Annotated in this window: 26 protein-coding genes; 18 read left to right on the top strand and 8 right to left on the bottom strand. The window is 70.4% G+C overall.

Annotated features, from left to right (window positions below; all coding sequences use genetic code 11):
* Positions 1–52: 52 nt before the first annotated feature.
* Positions 53–1,018 (bottom strand): Gfo/Idh/MocA family protein, encoded by a 966-nt coding sequence (locus H4696_RS35825; protein ID WP_086859088.1) that lies wholly within the window; start codon positions 1,016–1,018, stop codon positions 53–55.
* A gap of 334 nt (positions 1,019–1,352) precedes the next feature.
* Here H4696_RS35825 and H4696_RS51335 point away from each other — a divergent pair, with 334 nt between their 5' ends.
* Positions 1,353–3,281: a phosphorylase family protein gene (locus H4696_RS51335; protein WP_249026971.1), complete on the top strand. Its 1,929-nt coding sequence runs from the start codon at positions 1,353–1,355 to the stop codon at positions 3,279–3,281.
* Positions 3,282–3,318: 37 nt separating this feature from the next.
* On the top strand, positions 3,319–4,458 hold the full coding sequence (gene dusB, locus H4696_RS35815) for a tRNA dihydrouridine synthase DusB (protein ID WP_086859087.1): 1,140 nt from the start codon (positions 3,319–3,321) through the stop codon (positions 4,456–4,458).
* On the opposite strand, the gene H4696_RS35810 is transcribed toward dusB, so the two are convergent.
* On the bottom strand, positions 4,379–4,762 hold the full coding sequence (locus H4696_RS35810; RefSeq protein WP_086859128.1) for a hypothetical protein: 384 nt from the start codon (positions 4,760–4,762) through the stop codon (positions 4,379–4,381). The two genes, dusB and H4696_RS35810, sit on opposite strands and share 80 nt — an antisense overlap.
* A 109-nt stretch (positions 4,763–4,871) precedes the next feature.
* Here H4696_RS35810 and H4696_RS35805 point away from each other — a divergent pair, with 109 nt between their 5' ends.
* From H4696_RS35805 to phoU, 11 genes are all read left to right on the top strand, one after another.
* On the top strand, positions 4,872–5,522 hold the full coding sequence (locus H4696_RS35805; protein WP_086859086.1) for a VC0807 family protein: 651 nt from the start codon (positions 4,872–4,874) through the stop codon (positions 5,520–5,522).
* A 33-nt stretch (positions 5,523–5,555) separates the two neighbouring features.
* The gene (locus tag H4696_RS35800; protein WP_169734954.1) at positions 5,556–6,248 is read left to right on the top strand and encodes a GntR family transcriptional regulator; all 693 of its coding nucleotides are present in this window, start codon (positions 5,556–5,558) and stop codon (positions 6,246–6,248) included.
* Entirely contained in the window at positions 6,245–7,240 is a 996-nt protein-coding gene (locus tag H4696_RS35795; protein WP_086859084.1) for an ADP-ribosylglycohydrolase family protein, read from the top strand. Before H4696_RS35800 ends, H4696_RS35795 begins: the two co-directional genes overlap by 4 nt.
* Positions 7,237–8,112, top strand: a complete 876-nt coding sequence (locus H4696_RS35790) for a PfkB family carbohydrate kinase (RefSeq protein WP_086859083.1) — start codon at positions 7,237–7,239, stop codon at positions 8,110–8,112. Before H4696_RS35795 ends, H4696_RS35790 begins: the two co-directional genes overlap by 4 nt.
* Complete coding sequence (locus H4696_RS35785; protein ID WP_192782709.1) at positions 8,109–9,542, top strand: purine-cytosine permease family protein; 1,434 nt, start codon at positions 8,109–8,111, stop codon at positions 9,540–9,542. The genes H4696_RS35790 and H4696_RS35785 overlap by 4 nt, the downstream gene beginning before the upstream one ends.
* The gene (locus H4696_RS35780; protein WP_086864520.1) at positions 9,539–10,090 is read left to right on the top strand and encodes a cysteine hydrolase family protein; all 552 of its coding nucleotides are present in this window, start codon (positions 9,539–9,541) and stop codon (positions 10,088–10,090) included. Before H4696_RS35785 ends, H4696_RS35780 begins: the two co-directional genes overlap by 4 nt.
* Positions 10,091–10,099: 9 nt before the next feature.
* Complete coding sequence (locus H4696_RS35775; RefSeq protein ID WP_086864521.1) at positions 10,100–10,933, top strand: alpha/beta fold hydrolase; 834 nt, start codon at positions 10,100–10,102, stop codon at positions 10,931–10,933.
* 87 nt (positions 10,934–11,020) lie between these two features.
* Positions 11,021–11,584, top strand: a complete 564-nt coding sequence (idi, locus tag H4696_RS35770; protein WP_086864522.1) for an isopentenyl-diphosphate Delta-isomerase — start codon at positions 11,021–11,023, stop codon at positions 11,582–11,584.
* Positions 11,585–11,704: 120 nt separating this feature from the next.
* Positions 11,705–12,379 carry a GGDEF domain-containing protein gene (locus H4696_RS35765; RefSeq protein ID WP_086864523.1) on the top strand — a complete coding sequence of 225 codons (675 nt, stop codon included), beginning with the start codon at positions 11,705–11,707 and terminating at the stop codon, positions 12,377–12,379.
* Between the two features lie 1,127 nt (positions 12,380–13,506).
* Positions 13,507–14,982, top strand: a complete 1,476-nt coding sequence (locus H4696_RS35760; RefSeq protein ID WP_192782708.1) for an LCP family protein — start codon at positions 13,507–13,509, stop codon at positions 14,980–14,982.
* Positions 14,983–15,065: 83 nt separating this feature from the next.
* Positions 15,066–15,731, top strand: a complete 666-nt coding sequence (phoU, locus tag H4696_RS35755) for a phosphate signaling complex protein PhoU (RefSeq protein ID WP_086862624.1) — start codon at positions 15,066–15,068, stop codon at positions 15,729–15,731.
* Between the two features lie 71 nt (positions 15,732–15,802).
* Here phoU and pstB read toward each other — a convergent pair whose 3' ends face one another.
* The 6 genes from pstB to H4696_RS35725 all read right to left on the bottom strand — a co-directional run bounded on the left by pstB (position 15,803) and on the right by H4696_RS35725 (position 21,699).
* Positions 15,803–16,579 (bottom strand): phosphate ABC transporter ATP-binding protein PstB, encoded by a 777-nt coding sequence (gene pstB, locus H4696_RS35750; protein WP_086862623.1) that lies wholly within the window; start codon positions 16,577–16,579, stop codon positions 15,803–15,805.
* A 10-nt stretch (positions 16,580–16,589) separates the two neighbouring features.
* Positions 16,590–17,504 carry a phosphate ABC transporter permease PstA gene (gene pstA / locus H4696_RS35745; RefSeq protein ID WP_086862622.1) on the bottom strand — a complete coding sequence of 305 codons (915 nt, stop codon included), beginning with the start codon at positions 17,502–17,504 and terminating at the stop codon, positions 16,590–16,592.
* Positions 17,505–17,506: 2 nt separating this feature from the next.
* Positions 17,507–18,427: a phosphate ABC transporter permease subunit PstC gene (pstC, locus tag H4696_RS35740; RefSeq protein ID WP_086862621.1), complete on the bottom strand. Its 921-nt coding sequence runs from the start codon at positions 18,425–18,427 to the stop codon at positions 17,507–17,509.
* 198 nt (positions 18,428–18,625) lie between these two features.
* Positions 18,626–19,756, bottom strand: a complete 1,131-nt coding sequence (gene pstS / locus H4696_RS35735; protein WP_086862620.1) for a phosphate ABC transporter substrate-binding protein PstS — start codon at positions 19,754–19,756, stop codon at positions 18,626–18,628.
* A gap of 226 nt (positions 19,757–19,982) precedes the next feature.
* The gene (mshD, locus tag H4696_RS35730) at positions 19,983–20,888 is read right to left on the bottom strand and encodes a mycothiol synthase (protein WP_086862619.1); all 906 of its coding nucleotides are present in this window, start codon (positions 20,886–20,888) and stop codon (positions 19,983–19,985) included.
* Between the two features lie 67 nt (positions 20,889–20,955).
* Positions 20,956–21,699, bottom strand: coding sequence for a winged helix-turn-helix transcriptional regulator (locus H4696_RS35725; RefSeq protein ID WP_169735076.1), 744 nt, complete (start codon positions 21,697–21,699; stop codon positions 20,956–20,958).
* 152 nt (positions 21,700–21,851) lie between these two features.
* Between H4696_RS35725 and H4696_RS35720 the strand changes: the two genes are divergently transcribed.
* The 5 genes from H4696_RS35720 (at position 21,852) to H4696_RS35700 (ending at position 25,061) form a co-directional block, all read left to right on the top strand.
* A complete protein-coding gene (locus H4696_RS35720; protein WP_086862618.1) occupies positions 21,852–22,748 on the top strand; it encodes an LmeA family phospholipid-binding protein in 897 nt (298 codons plus the stop codon).
* A 12-nt stretch (positions 22,749–22,760) separates the two neighbouring features.
* Positions 22,761–23,189, top strand: a complete 429-nt coding sequence (locus H4696_RS35715; protein ID WP_086862617.1) for a TlpA family protein disulfide reductase — start codon at positions 22,761–22,763, stop codon at positions 23,187–23,189.
* 260 nt (positions 23,190–23,449) lie between these two features.
* Entirely contained in the window at positions 23,450–23,884 is a 435-nt protein-coding gene (locus H4696_RS35710; protein ID WP_086862616.1) for a DUF4395 domain-containing protein, read from the top strand.
* A gap of 29 nt (positions 23,885–23,913) precedes the next feature.
* Positions 23,914–24,750, top strand: a complete 837-nt coding sequence (locus H4696_RS35705) for a sulfurtransferase (protein WP_086862615.1) — start codon at positions 23,914–23,916, stop codon at positions 24,748–24,750.
* The gene (locus H4696_RS35700) at positions 24,750–25,061 is read left to right on the top strand and encodes a DUF1416 domain-containing protein (RefSeq protein ID WP_163046728.1); all 312 of its coding nucleotides are present in this window, start codon (positions 24,750–24,752) and stop codon (positions 25,059–25,061) included. The genes H4696_RS35705 and H4696_RS35700 overlap by 1 nt, the downstream gene beginning before the upstream one ends.
* The last annotated feature ends 30 nt before the right edge of the window (positions 25,062–25,091 follow it).

Here is a 25,091-nt window from a genome sequence, read left to right as displayed (position 1 = left end):
GGGTCACGCACCGACGTCCACCCGCGGATCCGTAGCACTACTCAAACCCGGGTCACGTCCTGGTCGCGGCCAGCACCTCGTCCACGGTGGTCATGATCGAAACGGTCTCGGCCAGCGGCATCAGCGGGCTTTCGGTCTCGCCGTTCGCCAGCCGCAGCGCCACCTCGTCGGCCTGGTACCGCAGGCCACGGCCCTCGTCGACGTACTCGAAGCGGCGCCGCTCGCCCTCGCGCGGGATGAGCGTGAAGGAGGCCGGCGCGTAGAAGGCGCCCTCGATCTCGATGCGCGCGTCGGTGCCGACGATCGACGCGGTGGTCGGCGACACCGCGCTGAGCGTGCAGCTCAGCACGGCCTGCGCGCCGCTCGCGTAGCCGAACAGCATCGACATCTGCGCGTCGACACCGGTGAACGCGGGCGTGGCCATGGCGGCGACGCGCTCGGGCCGCCCGAGCACCATCGAGGCGAAGGAGACGGGGTAGATCCCCAGGTCGAGCAGGGCGCCACCGCCGAGTTCGGGGGCGAACAGCCGGAACCCGGGGTCCTCGGCGAACCACTGCCCGTGGTCGGCGAGGACGGTGACGATCCGGCCGAGGCTCGGCAGGAGTTCGCGAATGTGCCGGATGTGCGGGAGGAACCGCGTCCACATGGCCTCCATGAGGAAGAGGTTCTTGTCCCGCGCCAGCTCGACGAGGTCCCGCGCCTCGGCGGCGTCCATCGTGAAGGGCTTCTCGACGAGCACCGGCTTGCCGGCTTCGAGGGCGAGCCGCGCGTTGGCGTGGTGCAGCGGGTGCGGGGTGGCGACGTAGACGACATCGATGCCGGGGTCGTTCGCGAGGGCTTCGTAGCTGCTGTGCCGGGTGGGGATGCCCCGCGCGTCGGCGAACCGCGCGGCACTCTCCGCGCTGCGGGACCCGACAGCGGCGACTACGCCGGAGGTGGTCAGCGCCAGGTCGTCGGCGAAGGCCTTCGCGATGCCGCCGGTACCCATGATTCCCCAGCGCAGGGGCTTGTCGTTCATGCCGGCGAGCCTAGGCGTCAGGCGCCCCACTTCGCGCGCGCCCAAGCCGTGGCGAGCGCGGTCACGGCGCCCAGCGCGGCCAGCGCCACCACCGCGCACCCGTCGCCCGAGACCGAGTTCTGCCGCGTCCCGAGCGAGCGCCGCCACAGCTCCTGCTCGTGGTCGGCCAGGTAGAAGGAGGCCGCCTGCCCGGTCGACGACGCATTGCGCAGGACGGGTGCGGCGTGCGTTGCGGTCGGGTTGTCGACCTCGTCGAGGTAGAGCTGTCTTCCGTCAGTGACCGGTTGTGGCCACCCGCTTTTGGTCCAGGCGAAAGGAAGGAAATGTGAAATGGGTGACGGATACGGTGGTGATCTGCACGGCGCTGGACGTGGAGTACCGCGCCGTCCGCGAGCACGTGCGCGGTCCCTTCACCGAACGCGAAGAACGCGGCGCGCTGTACGACGTCGGCGCCTTCGGCCCGTGGACCGTCGCGCTGGCCCAGACCGGCGACGGCAACACCCAGGCGGGGGTCGAGCTGGAACGCGCCATTTCGGTGTTCCGCCCGCGGGTGGTCCTGTTCGTCGGCGTCGCGGGCGGCCGCAAGGACGTCTCCCTCGGCGACGTCGTGGTCGCCGACCACGTCTACGACTACGAGTCCGGCAAGGACACCACCGGCGGCTACCTGCCGCGCATCAAGACGGCCGCCGCGTCCATGCCGCTGGTGCGCCGCGCCCGGCAGCTGGCCCGAGACTCCGGGTGGCAGCGCCGCATCCGGCCCGCTACCCCGGACACCATGCCGCGCGCGGTGGTGAAACCGATCGCGGCGGGCGGCAAGGTCGTCGCCGGCACCGCGTCGGCGACCGCCCGGTTCCTGGAGCGGCACTGCGGCGACGCGGCCGCGGTCGAGATGGAGGCCCACGGCTTCCTCTACGGCGCGTACGTCAACGAGGGCGTGCAGGCCCTGGTCGTCCGCGGGATCTCGGACCTGCTGTCCGGCAAGACCGGAACGGCCGACGAGCACTGGCAGCCGGTGGCGTCCCGGCACGCGGCCGCGTTCGCCTTCGAACTGCTCACCGTGCTGAGCGCGCGGGACAGCGAGCAAGCCGATCGGGCCTACGCGGCCGCCGGCGAACTACAGATGAGCTGGGACAAGACGGTCGACGACCTGGTGGAGATCGAGCGGCTCTACCGCCAGGCGGCGGACGGCGGCCACCCCGACGCGATGGCCATGGTCGGCCTGGGCGCCGAAGGCCAGCTGCGGGCGAGCGTCCTCGGGCAGCCGTCCGGTGACCCGTCCGCCGCGGACGTCCGGACCGCCCTGCACTGGTACGCCAAGTCCGCGGACCACGGCAGCGCTTTCGGCGCCTTCCACGTCGGCCGGGTCCACGAGGAGCACTACGGCGATCCCGAAGAGGCCCTCAAGTGGTACGAGAAGTCCGCCGCCGGCGGTCACGGAGCCGCGCGCGCGAGCTTGGAAGGACTGCGGCGCCGGCTCGCGCTGGGTCTCGGCGCCCTCGCGGGCCACACACCTTTCGAACGCCCACCGTCGGAGCACGACCCGAGCGAAGGAGAACCCATGCCCACCGACACCGAATACGCGCGCTGGACCAAAACGGAATTCGGCGGCGAGCCGCGGGCCGTCGCCCTCTGCCTCGGCGATCTGGAGGAAACGTGCGGCGGCCGGTACGGGGAATGGGGCACGCTGGCCGAAGACGAGGTCGTGGCGATCCTCGGCCACTTCTGCACCCTCATGCCCGCGCGGGCCCACCTGCCCGCGGTCGCGTTCGAGTACTACGACCGGATCGGCGAAGGGAACCTGCGCGCGTTCGCGGCGCGGCTGCGCTCGTCCGGAGCCCCGGCGCCCGAGGAGTCCGCCCCCGTCTGGTGGCGGCAGCGCGCCGAAAACCGGGTCAGCACGGCGGAAAACTTCTACGGGTTCAAGCTCTCGGTGCAGGACTACGACTGGACGACGTCCCTGCTCGGCGACCTCGTCGGGCAACTGATGAGCGACGGGGAACCCGATGCCGGACTCCGCGAGACGATCTTCCACCTGCGGCTGGTCGCCCGCGAGATGACGAAGCGGCGCGACCTGGCCACCCCGCCGGGTTCCGGCCGGGACTGGACGTGGTTCTCCCTGCTGCTCACCCCGGAGCAGTTCGCGGTGCTCGTCCGCGTCGCCGCCCACGGGTCCCAGGCGGAACACGCCGAAGCCGACTTCCGCAAGTTCTGGCAGCGCGTCCACGGCGCCCTCGAAGCGGCGAACGTCGAGCCGTTCGAGTAGCGGCCCCTGGTCGACGTGATCGACACCACAAGCGACAATGGAGGACGTGACCGCCACCCTGAGCAAGCCCGCCCTGAAGATCGGCCCCTACCAGGTCGATCCACCGGTCGTGCTCGCTCCGATGGCCGGCATCACCAACGTCGCCTTCCGCCGGCTGTGCGCCGAGTACGGCGCCGGCATCTACGTGTGCGAAATGATCACCGCCCGCGCGGTCGTCGAACGGCACCCCGGCACCATGCACATGATGACCTTCGGCGAGCACGAAAAGCCCAGGTCCATGCAGCTCTACGGCGTCGACCCGAAGACCATGGCCGAGGCCGTCCGCATCATCGTCGGCGAGGGGCTGGCCGACCACGTCGACTCCAACTTCGGCTGCCCGGTCGCGAAGGTGACGCGCAAGGGCGGCGGGGCGGCGCTGCCGTTCAAGCGGAAGCTGTTCGAGGCCATCGTCCGGGAGTCCGTCCGCGCGGCGGGTGACGTGCCGTTCACCGTGAAGTTCCGGATCGGCATCGACGACGACCACCGCACCTTCCTCGACGCCGGCCGCATCGCCGAAGCCGAGGGCGCCGCCGCCGTCAGCCTGCACGCGCGGACCGCCGCCCAGCGCTACTCCGGCCAGGCCGACTGGACCAAGATCGCCGTGCTCAAGGAAGCCGTCACCGGCATCCCGGTCCTCGGCAACGGCGACATCTTCAGCGCCGACGACGCCCTGCGCATGGTCGCCGAAACCGGCTGCGACGGCGTCGTCGTCGGCCGCGGCTGCCTCGGCCGGCCGTGGCTGTTCGGCGAGCTCGAAGCCGCCTTCAAGGGGACCGAAATCCCGACCCCGCCGAACCTCGGCGAGGTCGCGAAGGTCCTGCGCCGCCACACCGAACTCCTCATCGAGCACGACGGCCACGACAAGGCCATGCGCGACATCCGCAAGCACATGGCCTGGTACCTGATGGGCTTCCCGGTCGGCTCCGAACTCCGCCGCGGGTTCGCGATGCTGTCGAGCATGGACCAGCTGGACGACCTCATCGCCCAGCTCGACCACTCCGCCCCCTTCCCCGAAGCCGCCACCGGCCCCCGCGGCCGTCAGGGCTCGCCCGGCAAGGTCACGCTGCCGCACGGCTGGCTCGACGACCCGGACGACGACTGCGTCCCCGAAGCGGAAGACATGCACTCAGGCGGCTGAGGCTCACCCCGAACAGCAGCACCCCGAGCGGCACGTGCACGGCCGTGACGTGCGCGATCCCCAGCACGACCTGCGCCGTCACGAGCGCGAGGAAGACCACGGCGTACCCGATCGGCCGCGGTGAGCCGCCGCCGGGTTTCCACGCCAGGACCCCGGCCACCACCTGCACGACAGCGACGATGAACACGGTGTAGGCCGCCGCGCTGTGCAGCGAATGCCCGCTCCGGGTGGTGAGCAGCAGGCCGGCGGTGACCGCCGAGAGGAAGACCGCGAAGGTCTGCAAGACGCGCAAGAACGTTCCCATGCCCACCCGACGACGCAGCCCCGCGGAACGTGAGGCCGTGACATCTGTCAGGCCGAAGTCGTGGCGGACGGCATCGGTCCCGGAACCCCCGCCGCGACAAGCTTTTCGCATGACGAAGAACGGTTCCCCGCTCCAGACCCTCGCCATCGAGATCGCCGTCCCCATCGGCGTCTACTACGGGCTCCACGCCCTCGGCGTCAGCGTCTTCCTCTCGCTCGCCCTCAGCGGTGTCGTCCCGCTCGCCCGGACGCTCCACCAGTTCGCGAAGAACCGCACCCTCAACGGCCTCGCGCTGGTCGTGCTGGTCACGAACGTCGTCGGCATGCTGCTGACCTTCGTCTCCGGCGACGCCCGCATGATGATCGCGAAGGACTCGATCGGCAGCGGCATCACCGGGCTCGTCATCCTCGTCTCCGCGTTCACCGCGGCGCCGATCATGACCAAGACGATCCAGCCGTTCCTCACCCGCGGCAAGGCGGAGAACGAAGCCGCGTGGGAGCGCCTGAGCGGCACCGCGAAATTCCAGCGGATCATGCGCCGCACCAGCGTCATCTGGGGCATCGGGTTCGTGCTCGAGTCCGCCGCCCGCGTGGTCGGTGCCTTCACGCTGCCGATCGAAACCATGGTGTGGCTGAGCACCGTCATCTTCGTGGGCGCGTTCGCGGTGATCATGGTCGTCGGCGGGAAGGTCGCCGAGGGGGCGGCCAAGCTGATCGTCGCCGAGGCGAAGGCGGACGTCCGGCCGCTCGTCGCCGCTTGACCTGCGACAACTCCGGGGTGTACAGGTGTGTACATGTACAGCAAGCGGCAGCAGCTGGTCGGCGATCTCACCGACCTGATCCGCTCCGGGCGCCTCGCCAACGGCGAACGTCTCCCCGGTGAGAACCAGCTCGCCCTGCGGTACCAGGTCAGCCGCGGCACGGTCCGCAGCGCGCTGTCCGAGCTGCAGCAGCTCGAACTGATTTCCACGCAGGCCGGCGTCGGGTCGTTCGTCACCTTCGACGGCGTCCAGCTCGACCAGCGGATCGGCTGGGCCCGCGCGCTCGCCGACGCCGGCGCGCCCGTCACCACCGAGCTCCTCGGCATCGAAACCGTCCGGGACCAGGCGCTGCACGAGGAGTTCGGGCCCGAGACCTACGTCGCCGTCCGGCGGCTGCGGCGGGAGCGCGACCGCGGGGTTTCCCTGGAAACTGCCACCGTGCCCGCCGTCGGGCCGCTCGCCGACCTCCCCGCGACCGGCCTGCGGGACGGCTCCCTCACCAAGACCCTCGAAGCCGCCGGCCTGGTCTCCGTCGGCGGCGACCAGTGGATCAGCACCGAACGCCTCGATGCCTGCGCCGCGGAACTCCTCGGCCGCAGCATCGGCGAGCTCTTCCTCCGCGCCGAGCGCACCTCGGTCGACGTCGAGGGACGGCTGGTCGAGCGGGTGGTCAGTCTGCTGGACCCGGACCGCTTCCAGTTCCACCTCACCTTCGGACACCGGTGAACGCGCGGGACCGGGCGCTCGGCGCGTTCACCGGGCTGGCGGTCGGGGACGCGCTCGGGATGCCGACGCAGTCGATGTCCCGCGCCGCGATCGCCGCCACCTACGGGCCGGTCACCGGCCTGCTGAGCGCCGCCGCCGAGCAGCCGATCGCGCCGTCGATGCCGGCCGGGTCGGTCACCGACGACACCGAGCAGGCCGTCCTGCTGGCCCGGCTGCTCATCGACGGCCGCGGCACCGTCGAACCGCACGTCTTCGCCGACGCCCTGCTTATCTGGGAAGCGGACATGGTCCGCCGCGGGTCCGCGGACCTGCTCGGACCGTCGACGAAGCGCGCGCTTCGCCGGCTGCAGGACGGCGTCCCGGCCGACGAAGCCGGCCGCACGGGCACCACCAACGGCGCCGCCATGCGGGTCACGCCGGTCGGCATCGCCACGCCGTCCGAGGACCTGCACCGCCTGGTCGACGCCGTCGTCGCGACCGCGCGGGTCACGCACAATACCAGTCTGGGCATCGCGTCCGCCGCCGCGGTCGCCGCCGCCGTCTCGGCCGGGGTCGATGGCGCGAGCCTCGCCGAAGCGCTCGACGCGGGCGAGCGCGCCGCCGTCGTCGGCGGGGAACGCGGGCACTGGGCACCCGGTGGCGAGATCGCCGCCCGGATCGGCTGGGCCCGCGGCTGGGTGCGGGGCATGGCGCCGGCCGCCGTCGCCGACGCGGTCGCCCGCGTGATCGGCACTTCCGTCGCGTCGCAGGAGTCCGTCGTGGCCGCGTTCGCGCTGGCCGAGGCCATGGGCGACGACCCGCCGTCGGCGCTGCGGCTGGCCGCCGGGCTGGGTGGCGACACCGACACCGTGGCCGCGATCTGCGGGGCGATGCTCGGGGCCGCGCACGGCGTCGACGCCTTCCGCCCCGACGTCGTCGAGACCGTGCTCAGCGTGAACCGCCTGGAATTCGGTCCGCTGGTCGACGAGCTCCTCAAGCTGCGCCGTCGATGACCGGCCGGCTGGTGCACACCGGACAGGTCGTCCTCGACCTGGTCATGGCGGTGCCGGCCCCGCCCCCGCCCGGCGGCGACGTCATGGCGACTTCGACGAACCTCTTGCCCGGCGGCGGTTTCAACGTGATGGCCGCGGCCGCGCGTTCCGGGGCGCGGGTGCTCTACGCGGGCACTCACGGCACCGGCGTGCTGGGCGACCTCGCGCGCGCCGCACTGGCCGCCGAGGGTGTCGAACTGGCCCACGAACCGACGCCGGAGCTGGACACCGGCGTCGTCGTCGCGCTGGTCGACGCGAGCGGCGAGCGCACCTTCGCGACCGGTACCGGCGCCGAGGGACGGCTGGCGCCCGCGTTGCTCGACCGGGTCCTCCCAAGTGATGACGACGTGGTGTACGTGACTGGCTACAGTTTGTTGCACGAGATCAATCGCAGGGCTCTCGTCGAGTGGCTGCCCCGGCTGCCCGGCTCGAGGATCCTGTTCGACCCCGGCCCGCTGGTGGCCGAAATCAACCCTGGAGACCTTCATGACGTTCTGTCCATTGTAGACATCGTGAGCTGCACCGCCCGCGAAGCCGACGTGCTCGGCGAGCTTCCCGACGTCACCGTCGTCCGCGAGGGCGCGAAGGGCTGCCGCGTCCACGAGCACGGCCGGACCACCGAGGTCCCCGGCCTCGCGGTCGACGCCGTGGACACCAACGGCGCCGGCGACACGCATTGCGGCGTGCTGGCCGCGGAGCTGCTGCGCGGCAGTACCCTCCTCGACGCCGCCGTGCGCGCCAACGCGGCGGCCGCGCTTTCGGTCACCCGGCGCGGCCCGGCGACGGCGCCGGGGCGGGCGGAGATCGACCACTGGGTGGAGGCCATGACATGACCGGTTCCCGCAGGCTCGAGGTGGAGACCAACGGCCTCGACGTGATCGACGACGCCGAGCGGCGCGGCCGGCCCCGGCAGCTGTTCTGGCCGTGGTTCGGCGCGAACGTCTCGGTGCTGGGGCTGAGCTACGGCTCGTTCACCCTGGGCTTCGGCATCTCGTTCTGGCAGGCGCTAGTTGCAGGCGTCGTCGGCATCCTGTTCTCGTTCCTGCTGTGCGGGTTCATCGCGATCGCCGGCAAGCGCGGGTCGGCGCCGACGATGCTGCTCTCGCGCGCGGCCTTCGGCGTCCGCGGCAACCGGCTGCCGTCGGCGATCTCGTGGCTGCTGACGGTCGGCTGGGAAACCGTGCTGACGGCGTTGGCGACGCTGGCGACGGCGACCGTGTTCGACCGCCTCGGCTGGGGCGGCGGCACGGTGACGAAGGTGGTCGCGCTGGTGGTCGTCGCCGCGCTGACGGTCGCCGCCGGCGTGCTGGGCTTCGACGCGATCATGAAGCTGCAGACGTGGATCACGTGGATCACCGGCGTGCTCACGGTCGTCTACGTGGTTCTGGTGGCCGGTGACGTCCACTGGGACGCGGTCAGCGCACTGCCGTCCGGCTCGGCACAGCAGTGGGTGGGCGCGCTGGTGTTCCTGATGACCGGCTTCGGCCTCGGCTGGGTCAACGCGGCCGCGGACTACTCGCGCTACCTCCCGCGCTCGGCGTCGGGCCGCGGCGTGGTCGGCTGGACGACGTTCGGCGCGTCGGTGGCGCCGCTGGTGCTGCTGGTGTTCGGGCTGCTGCTGGCCGGCTCGTCGCCGGACCTGAACAAGGCGATCGCCTCGGACCCGATCGGCGCGCTGACGACGTTGCTGCCGCTGTGGTTCCTGGTGCCGTTCGCGATCGTCGCGGTGCTCGGCCTGGTCGGCGGCGCGGTGCTGGACATCTACTCGTCGGGCCTGGCACTGCTCTCGGCCGGCCTGCGCGTCCCGCGTCCGGTCGCGGCGCTCGTCGACGGCGCGCTGATGGTGCTGGGCACGATCTACATCGTGTTCTTCGGCGGCGAGTTCCTCGGCCAGTTCCAGGGTTTCCTGGTCACGCTGGGCGTCCCGGTGGCAGCGTGGTGCGGCGTGATGCTCGCGGACGTCCTGCTGCGCCGCCGCGACTACGCCGACCCGGAACTGTTCGACCCGGCGGGCCGCTACGGCGACGTCCGCGTCGGGCCGATCACACTGGTCCTGGTGGCGACCGCGCTCGGCTGGGGCCTGGTGACGAACACGTCCGCGGACTGGCTGAAGTGGCAGGGCTACCTGCTGGAGCCGTTCGGCCTCGGCGGCCGCGAAGGAGCCTGGGCATTCGCGAACCTCGGCGTGCTGCTGGCGCTGGCACTCGGCTTCCTGGTCACGTTGCTGACGCGGCAGCGGGTCCGCGCGCAGGAGGCGGCGTGAAAGCGATCCTGGCGGTCATCGACCTGCAGAACGTCTTCGCCGACCCGGCGAGCGAGTGGTTCACCCCGCGCTTCGCCGAGACAATCCCCCCGATTCGCCGGCTGGTGAACGCATTCGGCGACGACGTCGTGTTCACGCGGTTCGTCGCGCCTTCGCGCCCAGAAGGGGCTTGGAAGCAGTACTACGCGCAGTGGCCCTTCGCCCTGCAGCCCCCGGACGCGCCGCTGTACCAAGTCGTCGACGCGTTCCACCCACCATCCACAGTGGACGCGACAACGTTCGGCAAGTGGACCCCCAGAATGGCCACCCGCGTCGGCGGCGCCCGGCTGGTACTGGCGGGCGTATCGACGGACTGCTGCGTCCTGTCGACCGCCCTGGCCGCAGCGGACGCGGGCGTCTCGGTGACCGTGGTGTCCGACGCGTGCGCGGGCGTGGACGACGAAAGCCACGCAAAGGCGCTGGACATCCTGCGGCTCTACAGCCCCTTGGTAACCGTGGCTACCACCGAGGAGGTGCTCGGCCACTCGCCGTTCAACCCCGCGAAGTAGATTCGGCCCGTGATCGACCACATCAGCATCCCCACCGAGGCCGGAACCTTCGACGCCATCGCCGCCGGGCCCGAAGACGGGCGGCCCGTGCTGCTGCTGCACGGCTTCCCCGAAGCCGCGACCGAGTGGGAGCACCAGGTCGCCACGCTCGGGGTGCTCGGCTACCGGGCCGTCGCGCCCGATCAGCGGGGCTACTCGCCCGGGGTGCGGCCGGAGCAGGCGGCCGAATACTCGATCGACCACCTCGTCGAGGACGTCGTCACGATCACCAAAGAGCTGGGCTGGGAGCGGTTCGACCTCGTCGGGCACGACTGGGGTGGTGCCGTCGCGTGGTGGACCGCCGATGCGCACCCCGAGCGGCTGCGCAGCCTCGCCGTCATCTCCACGCCGCACCCCGCCGCGCTCGCCGCGGCCATGAAGACCGATGAGGACCAGCACCTGCGCACGCGGTACATGACCGAGTGGCGGCAGACGCGCGTCACCGAGCGGCGGATGCTGGAGAACGACGGCCGCGCGCTGCGGGACATGTTCGAGCGGCGGGTGTCGCCGTCCAAGGTCGACGACTACGTGCGGCGGCTGTCCGAGCCGGGGGCGCTCACCGCGGCGCTCAACTGGTACCGCGCGGGGCGGCCCGGCGGGAAGATCGGAAAGATCGCCGTGCCGACGCTGTACGTCTGGAGCACCGAGGACGTCTCCTTCGGCTCGACCGCCGCGCTCGACACCGCGAACTGGGTGACCGGGCCGTACCGGTTCGAGATGCTCGAGGACGTCACGCACTGGGTGCCGGAAGAGGCGCCGGAGGCCGTCACCTCGCTGCTCGTCGAGCATCTCGACGCGCGGTAACCGGCCGTCACCCCGCCGGGCGGATCGCGGGTAACCCACCCACCTCGCGGTACGGCCGGTTCGGCGCGTTCGTGTTCACTGGGCGACGTGGATATCGCGACCGAACCCGAGACCGAGCAGGTCGTCTTCGTCACCGAAGGCGGCGTGCCCACCGGCGAAACCGGCCCGAAGCTGGCCAGCCACCACGAGCACACCCGGTTGCACCTGGCCTTTTCGTGCTACGTCCTGCGCCGCGGCGACGACGCCCTGCTGATCACCCAGCGCGCCGCCGACAAGAAGGTCTGGCCGGGGGTCTGGACCAACAGCGTCTGCGGTCACCCCGCGCCGGGCGAGTCGCTCGAAGACGCCGTCCGCCGGCGCGCGGCCTACGAGCTGGGGCTGCCGTCGCTGTCCGGGCTGCGCTGTGTGCTGCCGAACTACCGCTACCGGACGCCGCCGTTCCAGGGGATCGTCGAGAACGAGTTCTGCCCGGTGTTCGTCGCGTGGGCCGACGACGAGCCGTCCCCGAACCCGGCCGAGGTCGGCGACTGGCGCTGGGTCGCCTGGACCGACTACGCGGAGCTACTCGACGACGTCACGGCTGACGTGAGTTACTGGGCCAAAGATCAGTTCGCCCAGCTCAAGGGCATCGAGCCGTTCTCCGGCCTCTGAAGTGACCACTCCGCAGAGTCACCACCACTGTCCCGTTTGAGCGAAATTCACCTTCGTCCGCACCGATGCCTCAAGAGCGGCCTCCGCCGCGACGACAACCATGGGGTGGTGGAGGTGGGCATGGTCGCCGAGGGCGAAAGCGCGCTGAGCCGGGCCGGCCGCCCACGGCCGCCGGACCTGCTCCGCCTGCACGAAGCCATCGCCGGCCTCTTCGCGACCCAAGGCGACTGGCGGCGCGCGTACCAGCACCTGCGGTCCGCGCTGGACATCGCCCGCGACGGCAGCCTGCGCGACGCGCTGACGTCAAGCTACAACCGGCGCTATCTCGACGAGCGGCTCTACGGACCGTTCACCGACCGTCCCCCACTCGGGATCGCACTGGTCGATCTGGACCGCTTCAAGCGCGTGAACGACACGTACGGTCACCTCGTCGGCGACCGCGTCCTCCGCCGGGTCGCCGATCTGCTGCAGGAGGAACTGCCCCCGGACGCATTTTGCGCCCGCTACGGCGGCGAGGAGTTCGTGCTGTGGCTGCCGGGCGTCGACGCCGGGCACGCGATCCGCATCGTCGACGCGGCCCGGGTGCGCGTGGCCCGTCATCCCTGGTCAGAACTCCAGCCGGGGCTGCACGTCACGATCAGCGCCGGGCTGGCGCACGAAGCCGGGGCACCGTCGTCCCCCGAACGCCAGCTGCGCAGCGCCGACAACCTGCTTTATGCGGCGAAACGCGCGGGGCGCAACAAAGTGGCCTATCGCGACGCGCAAAGCACGCAGTTATTAACCCACTCTGAGTAACGTAAACACGGCATTACTCCGGATTGCCGACGGGATGCTTCACCCGTTTGTCGACGCCGAGCGGCCGTTCGTCGACTCAAGGTGAAGAAATTTCCGGGAGGGTGTCGTCACGAACGGGGGGTATCCGTACGATAACGAAAACCTCCGGGGGAACGATCACCTCCTGCGGGGGAGGACGCCCTAGTCGAGATCGTGCGGAAGGAGACCGAGTGCCGGACGAGCACGACAGCCCGGGAACCGGTCGCCGCACCGATGGCCCGGCGCGGCCCCGGACGGGTAGACGCAGGTCGATGGAGGACCAGGGCGGCATCAGCGTCTCGGACGTCGTGGCCAAGACCACCGGCGTGCGGCCGGTACCGCCCCGCGAGCCCGACCGCCGGGCCGCCGAGCCGCCGTCTCGGAGCCGGGCACCGCAGCCTCCCGCCGAAGACCCAGTACCCACGGACGCGAACCGTCAACCACGCCCCCCGCGCCCCCGCCAGCCCCGCCGTACGGCAGCGGCGGCCCCGGCCCCGGAGGCCCCGCTCCAGCGCCGTCCCCCGGCGGCCAACCCAGGCCCCCAGCAGACGTCGGCGGCGCCCCAGCCCCCTCGCCGCCCCCGGCGCGCGGCCTCGCCCGACGACGCCCCTCGCCACACCCCCGCGGCCGACGCGCCCGCCGCCCGACGCGCAGCGGCACCCGACGACGCTCCCCGCCACACCCCGGCAGCCGGCAGCCCCGCAACCCGCCACACCCCCGCGAACGGCAGCCCCGCAACCCGTCACAGCCCCACCGCCGACGCCCCCGCTGCCCGGCGCACGGCCGAGGGACCCGCGCCCCGGCGTGGTGCGCCCGAGGATGCCGCCACCCGCCACGCTCCGGCGGTCGACGCGCCCCGCCGTGCTGCCGCGCCGGACGGGCCCGCTCCGCACCGTTCTCCCGAGCGACGGCCCGCCACCGCGCGCCCGGTCGGTCCTCCCGGTACTCCGGACAGCCCCGCGCCGCGCCGGGGCGCCGCACCCGACGAGAACCGCGCCGCCACGCCCGAGGCCGTCCGCCGTGCCGGACCAGCCGGCCGCCGCCCCGGCGCCACCCCGGACAGCCCTGCTCCGCGCCGAGGCACCGCACCCGACGAGAGCCGCGCCGCGATGGCGGAAGGCGCGGCGCCGCAGCGCACGCCCGGCGTCCCGCCGCGGGCCGCGCTCGATCCGCTGACCATGACCGACGAGATGGAAGCGATCGACGAGGCGACCCAGTACCGGCGCAAGATCGATCACACCCTCGCCCGGTTCTCCGCCGCGCACGACGAGATGGAAGCCGAAGAAGCGAAGCGGCGCGAACGCCGTGAGCGCCTCTCGCCCGCTTCGATCATCGAGAGCACCCGCACCGCCCTTCAGCGCGTGGTCACCACGACGCCGCAGGGCGAAAGCGAGGCCGTCTCCGAGGAGCAGGCCGCGCAGACCCGGTTGCAGGAGAAGAAGGCGCGGAAGATCGAGCGCTCGGTGCGGTTCGGGCGGATCGCCGCCGCCGTGGTCGCCGGGCTCGTTTTCCTCGGGATCGGGGGCGCGTGGGGCGCCCAAACGTACTTCGACGCGAAGTTCACCCAGGTATCCGCGCTCGACGAGAACTCCTCCGACATCCAGGACGCCGACGCGCAGGCCAACGACGAGAACTTCCTGATGGTCGGCTCCGACACCCGCGACGGCGCGTCCGACGAGGAGGGCGTCGGCACCGCCGACAGCACCCCCGGCGCGCGGAGCGACACCGTGATGGTGGCGCACATCCCGGCCGACCGGAAGCGGGTCGTCGTCACGTCGTTCCCGCGCGACCTCGAGATCGACCGGCCCGAGTGCCAGCGCTGGGACACCGCGCAGAGCAAGACGACCGACGAAAAGGTTCCCGAGCAGAAGATCGCGAAGCTCAACACCGCCTACGCGGTCGGCGGCCCGCCCTGCACCACCAAGGTGATCCAGCAGATCACCGGGCTGCGGATCAACCACTTCATCGGCATCGACTTCAACGGCTTCAAGGAGATGGTCGACGCCGTGCACGGGGTCACCGTGCACAACGAGACCCCGATCGACGACACCATCCTCGGCAAGGTGCTGCTGGAGACCGGCGACGTCACCATCTCCGGTGATCAAGCGCTGAACTTCGTCCGCGCGCGCCACGTCAAGGGCGACCCGACGTCCGACTACGGCCGCATCAAGCGGCAGCAGCTGTTCATCGGCGCGCTGCTGAAGAAGGTCATGTCGTCGGACGTCGTGCTCGACCCCGGCAAGCTCAGCGACTTCATCACGGCGTTCGCGAAGGCCACCTTCGGCGACAACCTCGGCGTCAAGCAGATGATGAGCCTGGCGCAGTCGATGAAGGGCCTGGACCCGTCGAAGATCACGTTCCTCACCGTGCCGACGACCGGGGAACACAACAGCCGCGGCAACGAGGTCCTCGTCCGCAGCAAGGCGAAGGCCCTCTTCGACGCGCTGCGCAACAACGCCCCGCTGCCCAACCCGAACGCGCCGATCCCGCCGAGCGAGCAGGCGCCGCCGACCAGCACGTCGAAGTCGAAGACCGGCAGTTCCAAGAGCACCACGACCAGCAAGAAGAGCGGCACCACGGGCTGATCCGCGAGGATCGTTAGACCGGGTTCACGTGCGGTTCACCCGGCGATGCGGTGTTTGGTCACGGTTGGCCGTAGGGTTGGGCCATGCGTGAGGCTTACCATGTCGAACTCGCCCAGCTCGCCGACCACTTGGCCGCCATGTCGGTCCAGGTCGCCGATGCCATGGAGCGGGCCACGAGGTCACTGCTGGAGGTCGACCTCAGTCTCGCCGAGCAGGTGATCAGCGACGACGCCAAGGTCGACGACGCGCGCGCCCAGTGCGAGGAGCAGGCGTACGCCCTGCTGGCCCTGCAGGCGCCCGTGGCCACCGACCTGCGCACCGTCCTCGCGGCGATCCACGCCGCGGAAAGCCTTGAGCGGATGGGCGACCTGGCCCTGCACGTGGCGAAGGCCGCGCGGCGCCGCCACCCCGACCCGGTGCTGCCCGAGGCCGTGCGCCCGTACTTCGCCGAGATGGGCGAGGTCGCGGTCAAGCTGGCCCGCTCGACCGAGCAGGTCATCAAGACGAAGGACGTCGAGGCGGCGAAGACGCTCGAGTCCGACGACGACCAGGTCGACGACATCCACCGCCACCTGTTCACGGTCCTGATGGACCGTGAGTGGCCGCACGGCGTCGCCGCGGCGGTCGACGTCACCCTCCTCGGCCGCTTCTACGAGCGCTACGCCGACCATGCGGTGTCGGTCGCGAAGCGGATGATCTTCGTGGTCACCGGCAAGATGCCGGGCTACGGCTCGGACGACGACATCTGATACCAGGCAAGGGAAAAGCCCCCGGCCGGTGCCGGGGGCTTTTCCCTTGCTCCACTTAGGACACGGACAACTCAGCCGAAGCGGCCGGAAATGTAGTCCTCCGTGGCTTTTTCGTCCGGGTTGGAGAAGATCTTCTCCGTGTCGTTGAGCTCCACCAGCCGGCCCGGCTGCCCGACGCCGGCGAGGTTGAAGAACGCCGTCTGGTCGGAAACCCGCGCCGCCTGCTGCATGTTGTGCGTGACGATGACGATCGTGTAGTCCTTCTTCAGCTCGCCGATCAGGTCCTCGATCGCGAGCGTCGAAATCGGGTCCAGCGCCGAGCACGGCTCGTCCATCAGCAGGACGTCCGGCTGGACCGCGATCGCCCGCGCGATGCACAGACGCTGCTGCTGACCACCCGACAGGCCGCCGCCCGGCTTGTTGAGGCGGTCCTTGACCTCGTTCCACAGGTTCGCGCCGCGCAGGGCGCGCTCGGCGATGTCGTCGAGGGTCTTCTTGCCCTTGGTACCGCCCAGTTTCAGGCCCGCGACGACGTTGTCCTTGATGGACATCGTCGGGAACGGGTTGGGGCGCTGGAACACCATGCCGATCGTGCGGCGGACCTGGACCGGGTCGACCGCCGACGCGTAGATGTCCTCGCCGTCGAGCAGCACCTGGCCGTCCACGCGGGCGCCGGGGATCACTTCGTGCATGCGGTTGAGCGTGCGCAGCACCGTCGACTTGCCACAGCCCGACGGGCCGATGAACGCGGTGACGTTGCGCGGCGGCACGGACAGGGTGACGCCGTCCACGGCGTGGAACTTGCCGTAGTAGATGTCGACGTCCTTGACATCGATTCGCTTGGCCATCAGGAACAGCTCACTTCTTCTTCGGGGCGACGAGGCGCGCGAACACGGTGGCGAGGAGGTTGATCAGCGCGATGATGAGCACCAGGGTCAGCGCCGCGCCCCAGATGCGGTCGAAGCCGACCGAGCCGGGATCCATCGAGTTGGTGACGCGCTCGTTGTTCATCAGCAGCGGGAGCGCGGCCTGTTCGCCGCTGAAGATGTCCCAGTTCGTGTAGGCGGAGTAGCCGACCAGGACCAGCAGCGGCGCGGTCTCGCCCATCACGCGGGCCAGCGCCATCATGACGCCGCCGACGATGCCGGACATCGCCGTCGGGAGCACGATCTTCATGATCGTCTTCCACTTCGGCACGCCCAGCGCGTAGGAAGCCTCGCGCAGGTCGTCCGGGACGATCCGCAGCATCTCCTCCGACGAGCGGACGACCACCGGGATCATCAGCAGCACCAGGGCCAGCGAAACCGCGAAACCGCTGCGCGGCAGCCCGAACGTGGTGATCCAGAGCGCGTAGATGAACAGCGCGGCGACGATCGAGGGGACACCGGAGAGGATGTCGACCATGAACGTCGTGGCCTTCGCGAGCTTGCCCCGGCCGTACTCGACGAGGTAGATCGCGACTAGCATGCCGATCGGCACCGCGATGATCGCGCAGACCAGGCCCTGCAGCAGGCTGCCGATGATGGCGTGCAGCACGCCGCCGCCGACCTCGTCGGACAGGTAGTTGCCCAGGTCCTGCGACCACCAGTTGGTGTACGGGATGCGCTTGATCCCGTTCGCGATCACCGTGTAGAGCACCCACACCAGCGGGACGACCGCGATGAGGAACGACAGCCAGACGAGCACCGTCGCGATGCCGTTCTTGACCTTGCGGGCCAGGCTGACCTGCTGGAACGCGGGGGTCGTGGCAGGGGCTTCGAGCGTGGTGGTCATGCTCAGTCTCCCTTCTTGCCGATGACGGACCGCGCCGCGAAGTTGACGAGGAACGTGAGCACGAACAGCACCAGGCCGGCCGCGATGTACGCGCCGGCCGAGATCTCGTTGTTGAACTCGCTGTAGTTCGCGGCGATCTTCGAGGCGAAGGTGGCGCCGCCGTCGAAGAGGCTCCAGTCGAAGTTCTTGCCCTGCGGGATCAGCAGGATGACGGCCAGTGCGATCGTCTCGCCGAGCGCGCGGCCGAGGCCGAGCATCGACGCGCCGATGTAGCCGGCCTTGCCGAACGGCAGCACCGTGGTGCGGATGACCTCCCACCGGGTCGCACCGAGGGCGAGCGCGCCCTCCATGTGCGGGGTGGGCGTGCGCTCGAAGACCTCGCGCGAGAGCGACGTGATGATCGGCAGGATCATCACGGCCAGCACGATGCCGGCGGTGAAGATCGTGCCGCGCACGCTCGGCGCGACGTTGCCGGGCGCCAGCAGCGGGAACCACGAGAACGTGGTGTTGATCCACTGCGAGAACGGCTCGATGGCCGGCGCGAACACCAGGATGCCCCACAGGCCGAAGATGATCGACGGCACCGCGGCGAGCAGGTCGATGACGTACGCGAACGGCCGCGCGAGCCGCTTCGGCGCGTACTGGGTCAGGAACAGCGCGATGCCCAGCGAAACCGGCATCGCGATGACCAGGGCCACGACCGACGTCGCCACGGTGACCTCGAGCAGGTCGAGGATGCCGAAGGACATGTTGGCGGGGTCGTTGGTCGACCAGCCGTGGTTCGTCAGGAAGTTGACGTTGTCGGCCCGCAGCGCCGGGATCGCCTGGATGAGCAGGAAGAGCCCGATCAGGCCGATCAGGGCGACGACGAAGATCCCGGCCCCGGTGGTCAGGTTCTGGAAGATGCGGTCACCGGGCCGCACCTTCTTCGGTTTCTCGCTCGCGGGCGGCTCGGGCGCCGCCGGCGGGGCTGCTTGCTCCGAAATCGGGACCTCCGGGGGCGTCGTGGCGGACGACGAACGCCCACCGGGGTCGCCGGTGGGCGTTCGCGTCGAGGATGACTCGCTCATCAGCTACTTCTGACCAGCCTCTATCACTCGGATCTCAGTCGCAATGCCGGTTCAGGAGATCGCCTTGACGGCGGTCAGGACCTTCGTCTGCAGCGACTGCGGGATCGGCACGTAGCCCTTGGCGGACAGCGGCTGCTGACCGTCGGTGGCGGCCACCGTCAGGAACGCCTTGACGGCCTTCGCGACGTCCGGGTTCGCGTACTTCGAGCAGACGATCTCGTAGGTCGTCAGCAGCAGCGGGTAGGCACCCGGGGTGTTGCTGGCGTAGATGCCGTTGAGGTCGAGCGCGAGGTCGTTCGAGCCGTCCTTGAGGAACTTGGCCGCGTCCAGGGACTTCGCCACGTTCGCCGCGTTGAGCTCGACGCCGCCGGAGCCGCTGTCGATCAGGGCCGGGGTCAGGCCGTCCTTGGCGAACGCGCCCTCGACGTAGGTGATGCCGCCGTCGGAGGCCTTCACCGCGGTCGCGACACCGTTGGAGCCCTGCGCACCGTTGCCGACGCCACCGTTGAACTTCTTGCCGGCACCCTTGGTCCAGTCCGCCTTCGCGGCCGCGCCCAGGTACTTCTGGAAGTTGTCGGTGGTGCCCGACTCGTCGGCGCGGGAGACGACCTGGATCGGCTTGTCCGGCAGGTTCAGGCTCTCGTTGCCCTTGACCGCCTTGATGGCCGGGTCGTTCCACTTGGTGATGCCACCGCTGAAGATCTTGGCGGTCACCGACGGGGTCAGCGTCAGCTTGTCCACACCGGACAGCTTGTACGCGACCGCGATCGGGCCGACGACCAGCGGGATGTTCCAGGCGTCGCTGGCGCAGCGGGCCTTGGCGGCCGCGGCGTCGGCGTCCTTGATCGGCGAGTCCGAGCCGCCGAAGTCGATCTGGTTGGCGTTGAACTGCTTGACGCCCGCGCCCGAACCGCTCGGGTTGTAGTTGACCTGCTGGCCGGCGCACTTCTTGCTGTACTGCTGCGTGAAGATGTCGATGGCGTTCTTCTGGGCCGACGAACCTTCCGCGGAGAGCGGGCTCTTGCCACCGCACTCCACGTCGGCGGTGCCGGTGGCAGCGGGGGCCGAAGCCGAGTTCGAGCCGCTGCTGTTGGTCGCCGCGGGGTCGGCACCACAGGCGGCGAGCACGAGGGCGGCGCTCGCGACGACGCCCACCGCGCTCAGGGGCCGCATGATCTTCACTGCTGTTTCCTCCATCAGGAGCTTGACCGGGTCGTCGCGGCTGTGCTGCCGCGCCGGATCCGGACATTAGGCAGCGCCGGTGGACGCTCGCCCCTCTCCAGATGAACGAAAAGTGAACAAGGCTCCGGATGTGAGGAGTGCTACTACCCCGAGAGGGTGCCGTGTCCGGGCCGTGACCTGCGAGTTCGCACACCGTGACGAGGTGTTCGCGCCGCGTCCATCGTGGTCACCGACCGTACTGCACGTCGGTTTCGTAACGCGCAAACCCGAGCTTCGTGTAGACCGCGAGCGCCGCCGCGTTGTCGCCCTCGACGTACAGGATGATCTGCCCCAGCCCGCGGCCCGCGAGGTACCGCAACCCGGCGAGGGTCAGCGCCCGGCCGAGCCCGCCGCCCTGCGCCGCCGGGTCGACGCCGACGACGTAGACCTCGCCGACGCGTTCGCCGCCGAACCGCCCGGGGGTGGGCTCGTGGACCTTGGTCCAGTGGAAGCCGATCACCTCGCCCTTTTCTTCGGCGAGGAAGAAGCCGTCGGCGTCGAACCACGGCCGGGCTTCGTCGGCGCGGACGTCGTCGACGGTCAGCGCGCCCTGCTCGGGGTGCCAGTCGAAGGCCCGCGCGTTCACCCGGACCACGGCGTCCTCGTCCTGGCCCGGCACGAACGTGCGCAGCGAGACGCCCTCGCGCAGCACCGGCTCCGGCCAGTCCGCGCCTTCGACGCCGACGTGGAGGATCAGCAGCTCGCGCTTGCGCTCCAGGCCGGCCTTCTGCGCCAGCCTGCGCGCGCCGGGGTGGTCGCCGTGCGCCCAGAGCCGGAAGCCGACCGCGGCGCGCTCGTCGAGCGCCTGAAGCAGCTTCGCGCCGTAGCCGCGGTTGCGGTGGGCCGGGTGCACGAACAGCTCCGCGACCTGGTGCCCGAAGGAGTCCCCGGTGGTGTCGACGTGCGCGTAGCCGACGACCTCGCCGTCGACGCAGGCGACGAGGTGCTCACCGCCGTCGAACTCGCCGGGCAGCGGCCCGTCGGCCTCGACCTCGGGCCGCCCGTCGGCGTCCCGGACGGCCAGCAGCAGCCTCCGGACGTCCTCGAGCTGCTTGTCGTCCAGTTCCTGCCGCCACTCGCCTTCACCGGTCACCCTGCGACCGTACCCGCGGGGGAGGCAACTTGACGGTTCTCGCCGCGTCCTGAGAAGTGTGGTGGTGTCAGTGCGCGAGCTCGGGGGTCTCCGCCGGTGCCTCGGCCGGGGCCGGCTGGCGGGGCGCGCCGCCCTTGGCGGGCCGCTCGAACTTGTAGCCGACGTTGCGCACGGTGCCGATCATCTGCTCGTGCTCCGGGCCGAGCTTGGCGCGCAGCCGCCGGACGTGGACGTCGACCGTGCGGGTGCCGCCGAAGAAGTCGTAGCCCCAGACCTCCTGCAGCAGCTGAGCGCGGGTGAACACCCGGCCGGCGTGCTGGGCGAGGTACTTGAGCAGCTCGAACTCCTTGTAGGTGAGCTCGAGGGTGCGCTTGCGCAGGCGGGCGGTGTAGGTCGCCTCGTCGATGACCAGCTCGCCGACCCGCAGCTCGGCGTCGACCTGCGCGGAGCCGCCGTCGCGGGTGGTGACCAGCCGCAGCCGGGCGTCGACCTCGGCCGGGCCCGCGGTCGGCAGCAGGATGTCGTCGGTGCGCCACTCGGCGCTGACCGCCACCAGGCCGCCTTCGCCGACGACGGCGATGATCGGCGTGGCCGCCTCGTCTTCACCGGCGCCCTTGAGCAGCCGGCAGAGGCTCTTCGCCGAGGCCAGGTCGCTGCGGGCGTCCAAGAGGATGACGTCCCGGTGGCCCGCGTCGAGCAGGGCCGTCACCTCGGGAGGCCGGACGCGTACGGTGTGCGGCAGCAGGTCCAGCGCGGGCAACACCGAGGTGGCGTCGGCTTCCGCAGTCAGCACCAAAAGGTCCAGGCTCATGAGCCGCACCGCCTCCACAAATCGTCGCCGCACGGTGGCGTTGTTCGGTGCTAAGTGAGAATAGCGGCTCGACCGCCCGGCACCTAACCCTTGCTGGATCGATCACACCTGGAGAAACCCCGGTGGACCCGACGAACAGGAGTACGGACGCGATGGTGAGCAGGCCCGTGACCCGGGACGACCGACCCGGACCGGCGCCGGACGCGCGGCGCCGCGGACGCCGGGCCCGGCGCTGGGTGATCGCGCTGGTGGTCCTCGTGCTACTGCTGGTCGGCGCCGATTTCGGGGCCGCCGCGTACGCCGAGCACATGATCTCGCAGAAGGCGCGTACGCAGCTTCAGCTGACTGACGACCCGTCGGTGACGATCCACGGCTTCCCGTTCCTCACGCAGGCGCTGGGCGGTGACTACCGTCACATCAGCGTGTCGGCCGCGGGTCTCCCGGTCGCGGACAAGCTCCAGGACGTCGCGGTGAACGCCGAGCTGGAGAACGTCTCGGCGCCGCTGTCCGACCTCACGGCGGGCAACACGAAGTCGATCACCATCGGCGAGCTGACCGGCTCGGTCACCATCAAGGCCGCCGACCTGGCCCGCCTCTCGCCGCTGGACAAGATCAAGGACCTGCGGGTCGAGCCGTCGAGCACCGACTACGTCGAGAACGGCGACTCCGGCCAGAGCGAACCGGCGCCGACCACCACGACCGGCGCCGACGGCCAGCCCGTCGACGAGTCGAGCACCGGTGTCCGCATTTCGGGACACCTTCAGTTCGCGGGCAAGGATCTGGAAATCTTCTGTTTCGCGATGATCGAAGCCGACGCGAAGGGCGGGACGATCAACTTCGTCCCCAAGCGGCTGCAGTTCGGGAACGACCAGGAGACCACGGTCGTCCCCGCGGCGGTGCAGAAGGCGCTGATGCCGAACTTCAAGGCCTCGATCAACACGAAGGACCTGCCGCTGTCGGTCACCCCGACCGGCGTGCGGGTGCAGAGCGGATCGGTCACGATCAAGGGCGAAGCGACCAATGTGTCCTTCGCGGACCTGAGCAAGTAGAGGAGCGGTGCGGTGACGGGACTGTGGGTGCTCGCGGCGACGCTGGTGGCCGCCGTGGCCGTCGGGGTCCTGCTGAAGGCCCGCAACGGGCGCGTTCGCGAGGCGAAGCCCGCCGCGCGCGAGCTGCCTGGCCCCGTCACCGCCGCCCTCGACCCGGCGTCCGCCGTGACGCTGGTCCAGATCTCCACCACCTTCTGCGCGCCGTGCCGGCACGCGAAGGCCGTCCTCGGTCCGCTCGCCGAGCGCACCGAGGGCCTGCACCACGTCGAACTCGACGTCACGAACCAGCCGGAGGTCGCGCAGTCGCTGTCCGTGCTGCGGACGCCGACCACCATCGCGCTGACCCCGGACGGCCGGGAGCTGCTGCGCGTCGGCGGCGTCCCCAAAGGACCCGAGCTGCTGGCCGCGTTGCAGCCACATCTCACGACTCGGACGCTCTGACCAGCCACCTTCCCGTCAAATGGGATTTCTCCCAGAGTGTGAACGTGGTTCCCACTCTGAGGGAGAGCTGGGTACGCTCGCACCCGTGACCAGGCTGAGCACATTCCTCACGCAGCGACGCGCAGTAGACCTCTGCCGCGTCCGCAGCAGCCTGTGTCGCGCGTCGTCCGACCGGCGCTGAACCACGCCCGTCCCCGCCAGCCCTGATGCCGCTGACGCGTGCCGTTCGCACGTAATCTCTCGCTCCAGCTGGAGGATCCATGTCCGCCGGACCGGCCGTCGACCCGCGAGGCCCGCGGTTCGCCGCCATCCTGACCACGATCGTGCTCGCGGTCGTGCTGGTCACCCAGTGGTGGCCGTTGCTGGCGATCCAGACCGTCGTGTTCGCCATCGGCGCCTTCGTCGGGCTCAAGCCGGCGCCGTACTCGGTGCTCTACCGCACGTTCGTGGCCCCGCGCCTCGGCCCGACCGACGAGCGCGAGGACGCGGCCCCGCTGCGGTTCGCGCAGGCCGTCGGGTTCGTCTTCGCCTTGGTCGGCACGATCGGCTTCGCCGTGGGGATAACTCCACTCGGCATCGTCGCGACCGCGTTCGCGTTGTTCGCGGCGTTCCTCAACGCGGCCTTCGACTTCTGTCTTGGCTGCGAAATGTTCTTGCTCATCAAGCGCTTCACCCCCGCCCGCGCGTCGTCCTGAAGTTCAACCCCAGAAAGAGAGTCCGTTCCATGAGCCGTGAAGACGTCCTGGTCACCACTCAGTGGGCCGAGGAGAACCTGGACACCCCCGGCGTCGTGTTCGCCGAGGTCGACGAGGACACCACCGCCTACGACGGAGGCCACATCCGGGGCGCGGTGAAGTTCGACTGGCGCAAGGACCTGCAGGACGGGGTGCGCCGCGACTTCGTCTCCAAGGAGGGCTTCGAGAAGCTCCTGTCGGAGAAGGGCATCTCGAACGACGACCGCGTGATCCTCTACGGCGGCAACAACAACTGGTTCGCCGCCTACGCGTACTGGTACTTCAAGCTGTACGGCCACGAGAACGTCCAGCTGCTCGACGGCGGGCGCAAGAAGTGGGAGCTCGACGGCCGTGAGCTGAGCTCCGACGAGGTCAAGCGCCCCGCCACCGAGTACAAGGCGCAGGACCAGGACCTGAGCCTCCGCGCGTTCCGCGACGAGGTCGTCCAGTCGATCGGGTCGAAGAACTTCGTCGACGTGCGGTCGCCCGACGAGTTCTCCGGCAAGCTGCTCGCCCCGGCGCACCTGCCGCAGGAGCAGTCCCAGGTTCCGGGTCACATCCCCGGTGCGCTGAACGTGCCGTGGGCGAAGGTCGCCAACGAAGACGGCACCTTCAAGTCCGAGGACGAGATCAAGGAGCTCTACAAGGACGAGGGCATCGACGAGGGCAAGGGCACCATCGCCTACTGCCGCATCGGCGAGCGCTCCTCGATCGCGTGGTTCGCGCTCCACGAGCTGCTGGGCTACGAGGACGTGAAGAACTACGACGGTTCATGGACGGAATACGGCTCGCTGGTCGGCGTGCCGGTCGAGTTGGGAGCCAAGTGATGGCGGTTGACGACAGCTGCGGCGCACCGGTCCAGGAGGCCACGCCCGCGAACTACGACACGCGCGGCCAGGTCGTGCTGGCCGGCAAGGTGACGGGTGCGAACGGGCCGGTCGGCGGCGCGTTCGTCCGCCTCCTCGACGGCGGCGGCGACTTCACCGGCGAGGTGGTCTCCTCGGCCGAGGGCGACTTCCGCTTCTACGCGGCGCCGGGCGACTGGACGGTCCGCGCCCTGCACCGCTCCGGCAACGGCGAGGCTTCGGTCACCGCCGACGGCCCGGGCCTGCACCAGCTGGCGATCTCGGTCGCCTGAGTCCCAAGTCCGTGAAGGCCTCCTTACCGG

The sequence above is a fragment of the Amycolatopsis lexingtonensis genome, from assembly GCF_014873755.1.
Taxonomy (GTDB): domain Bacteria; phylum Actinomycetota; class Actinomycetes; order Mycobacteriales; family Pseudonocardiaceae; genus Amycolatopsis; species Amycolatopsis lexingtonensis.
The sequence above is the reverse complement of the archived record's forward strand: the minus strand, read 5'-3'. Positions and strand labels throughout refer to the sequence as shown.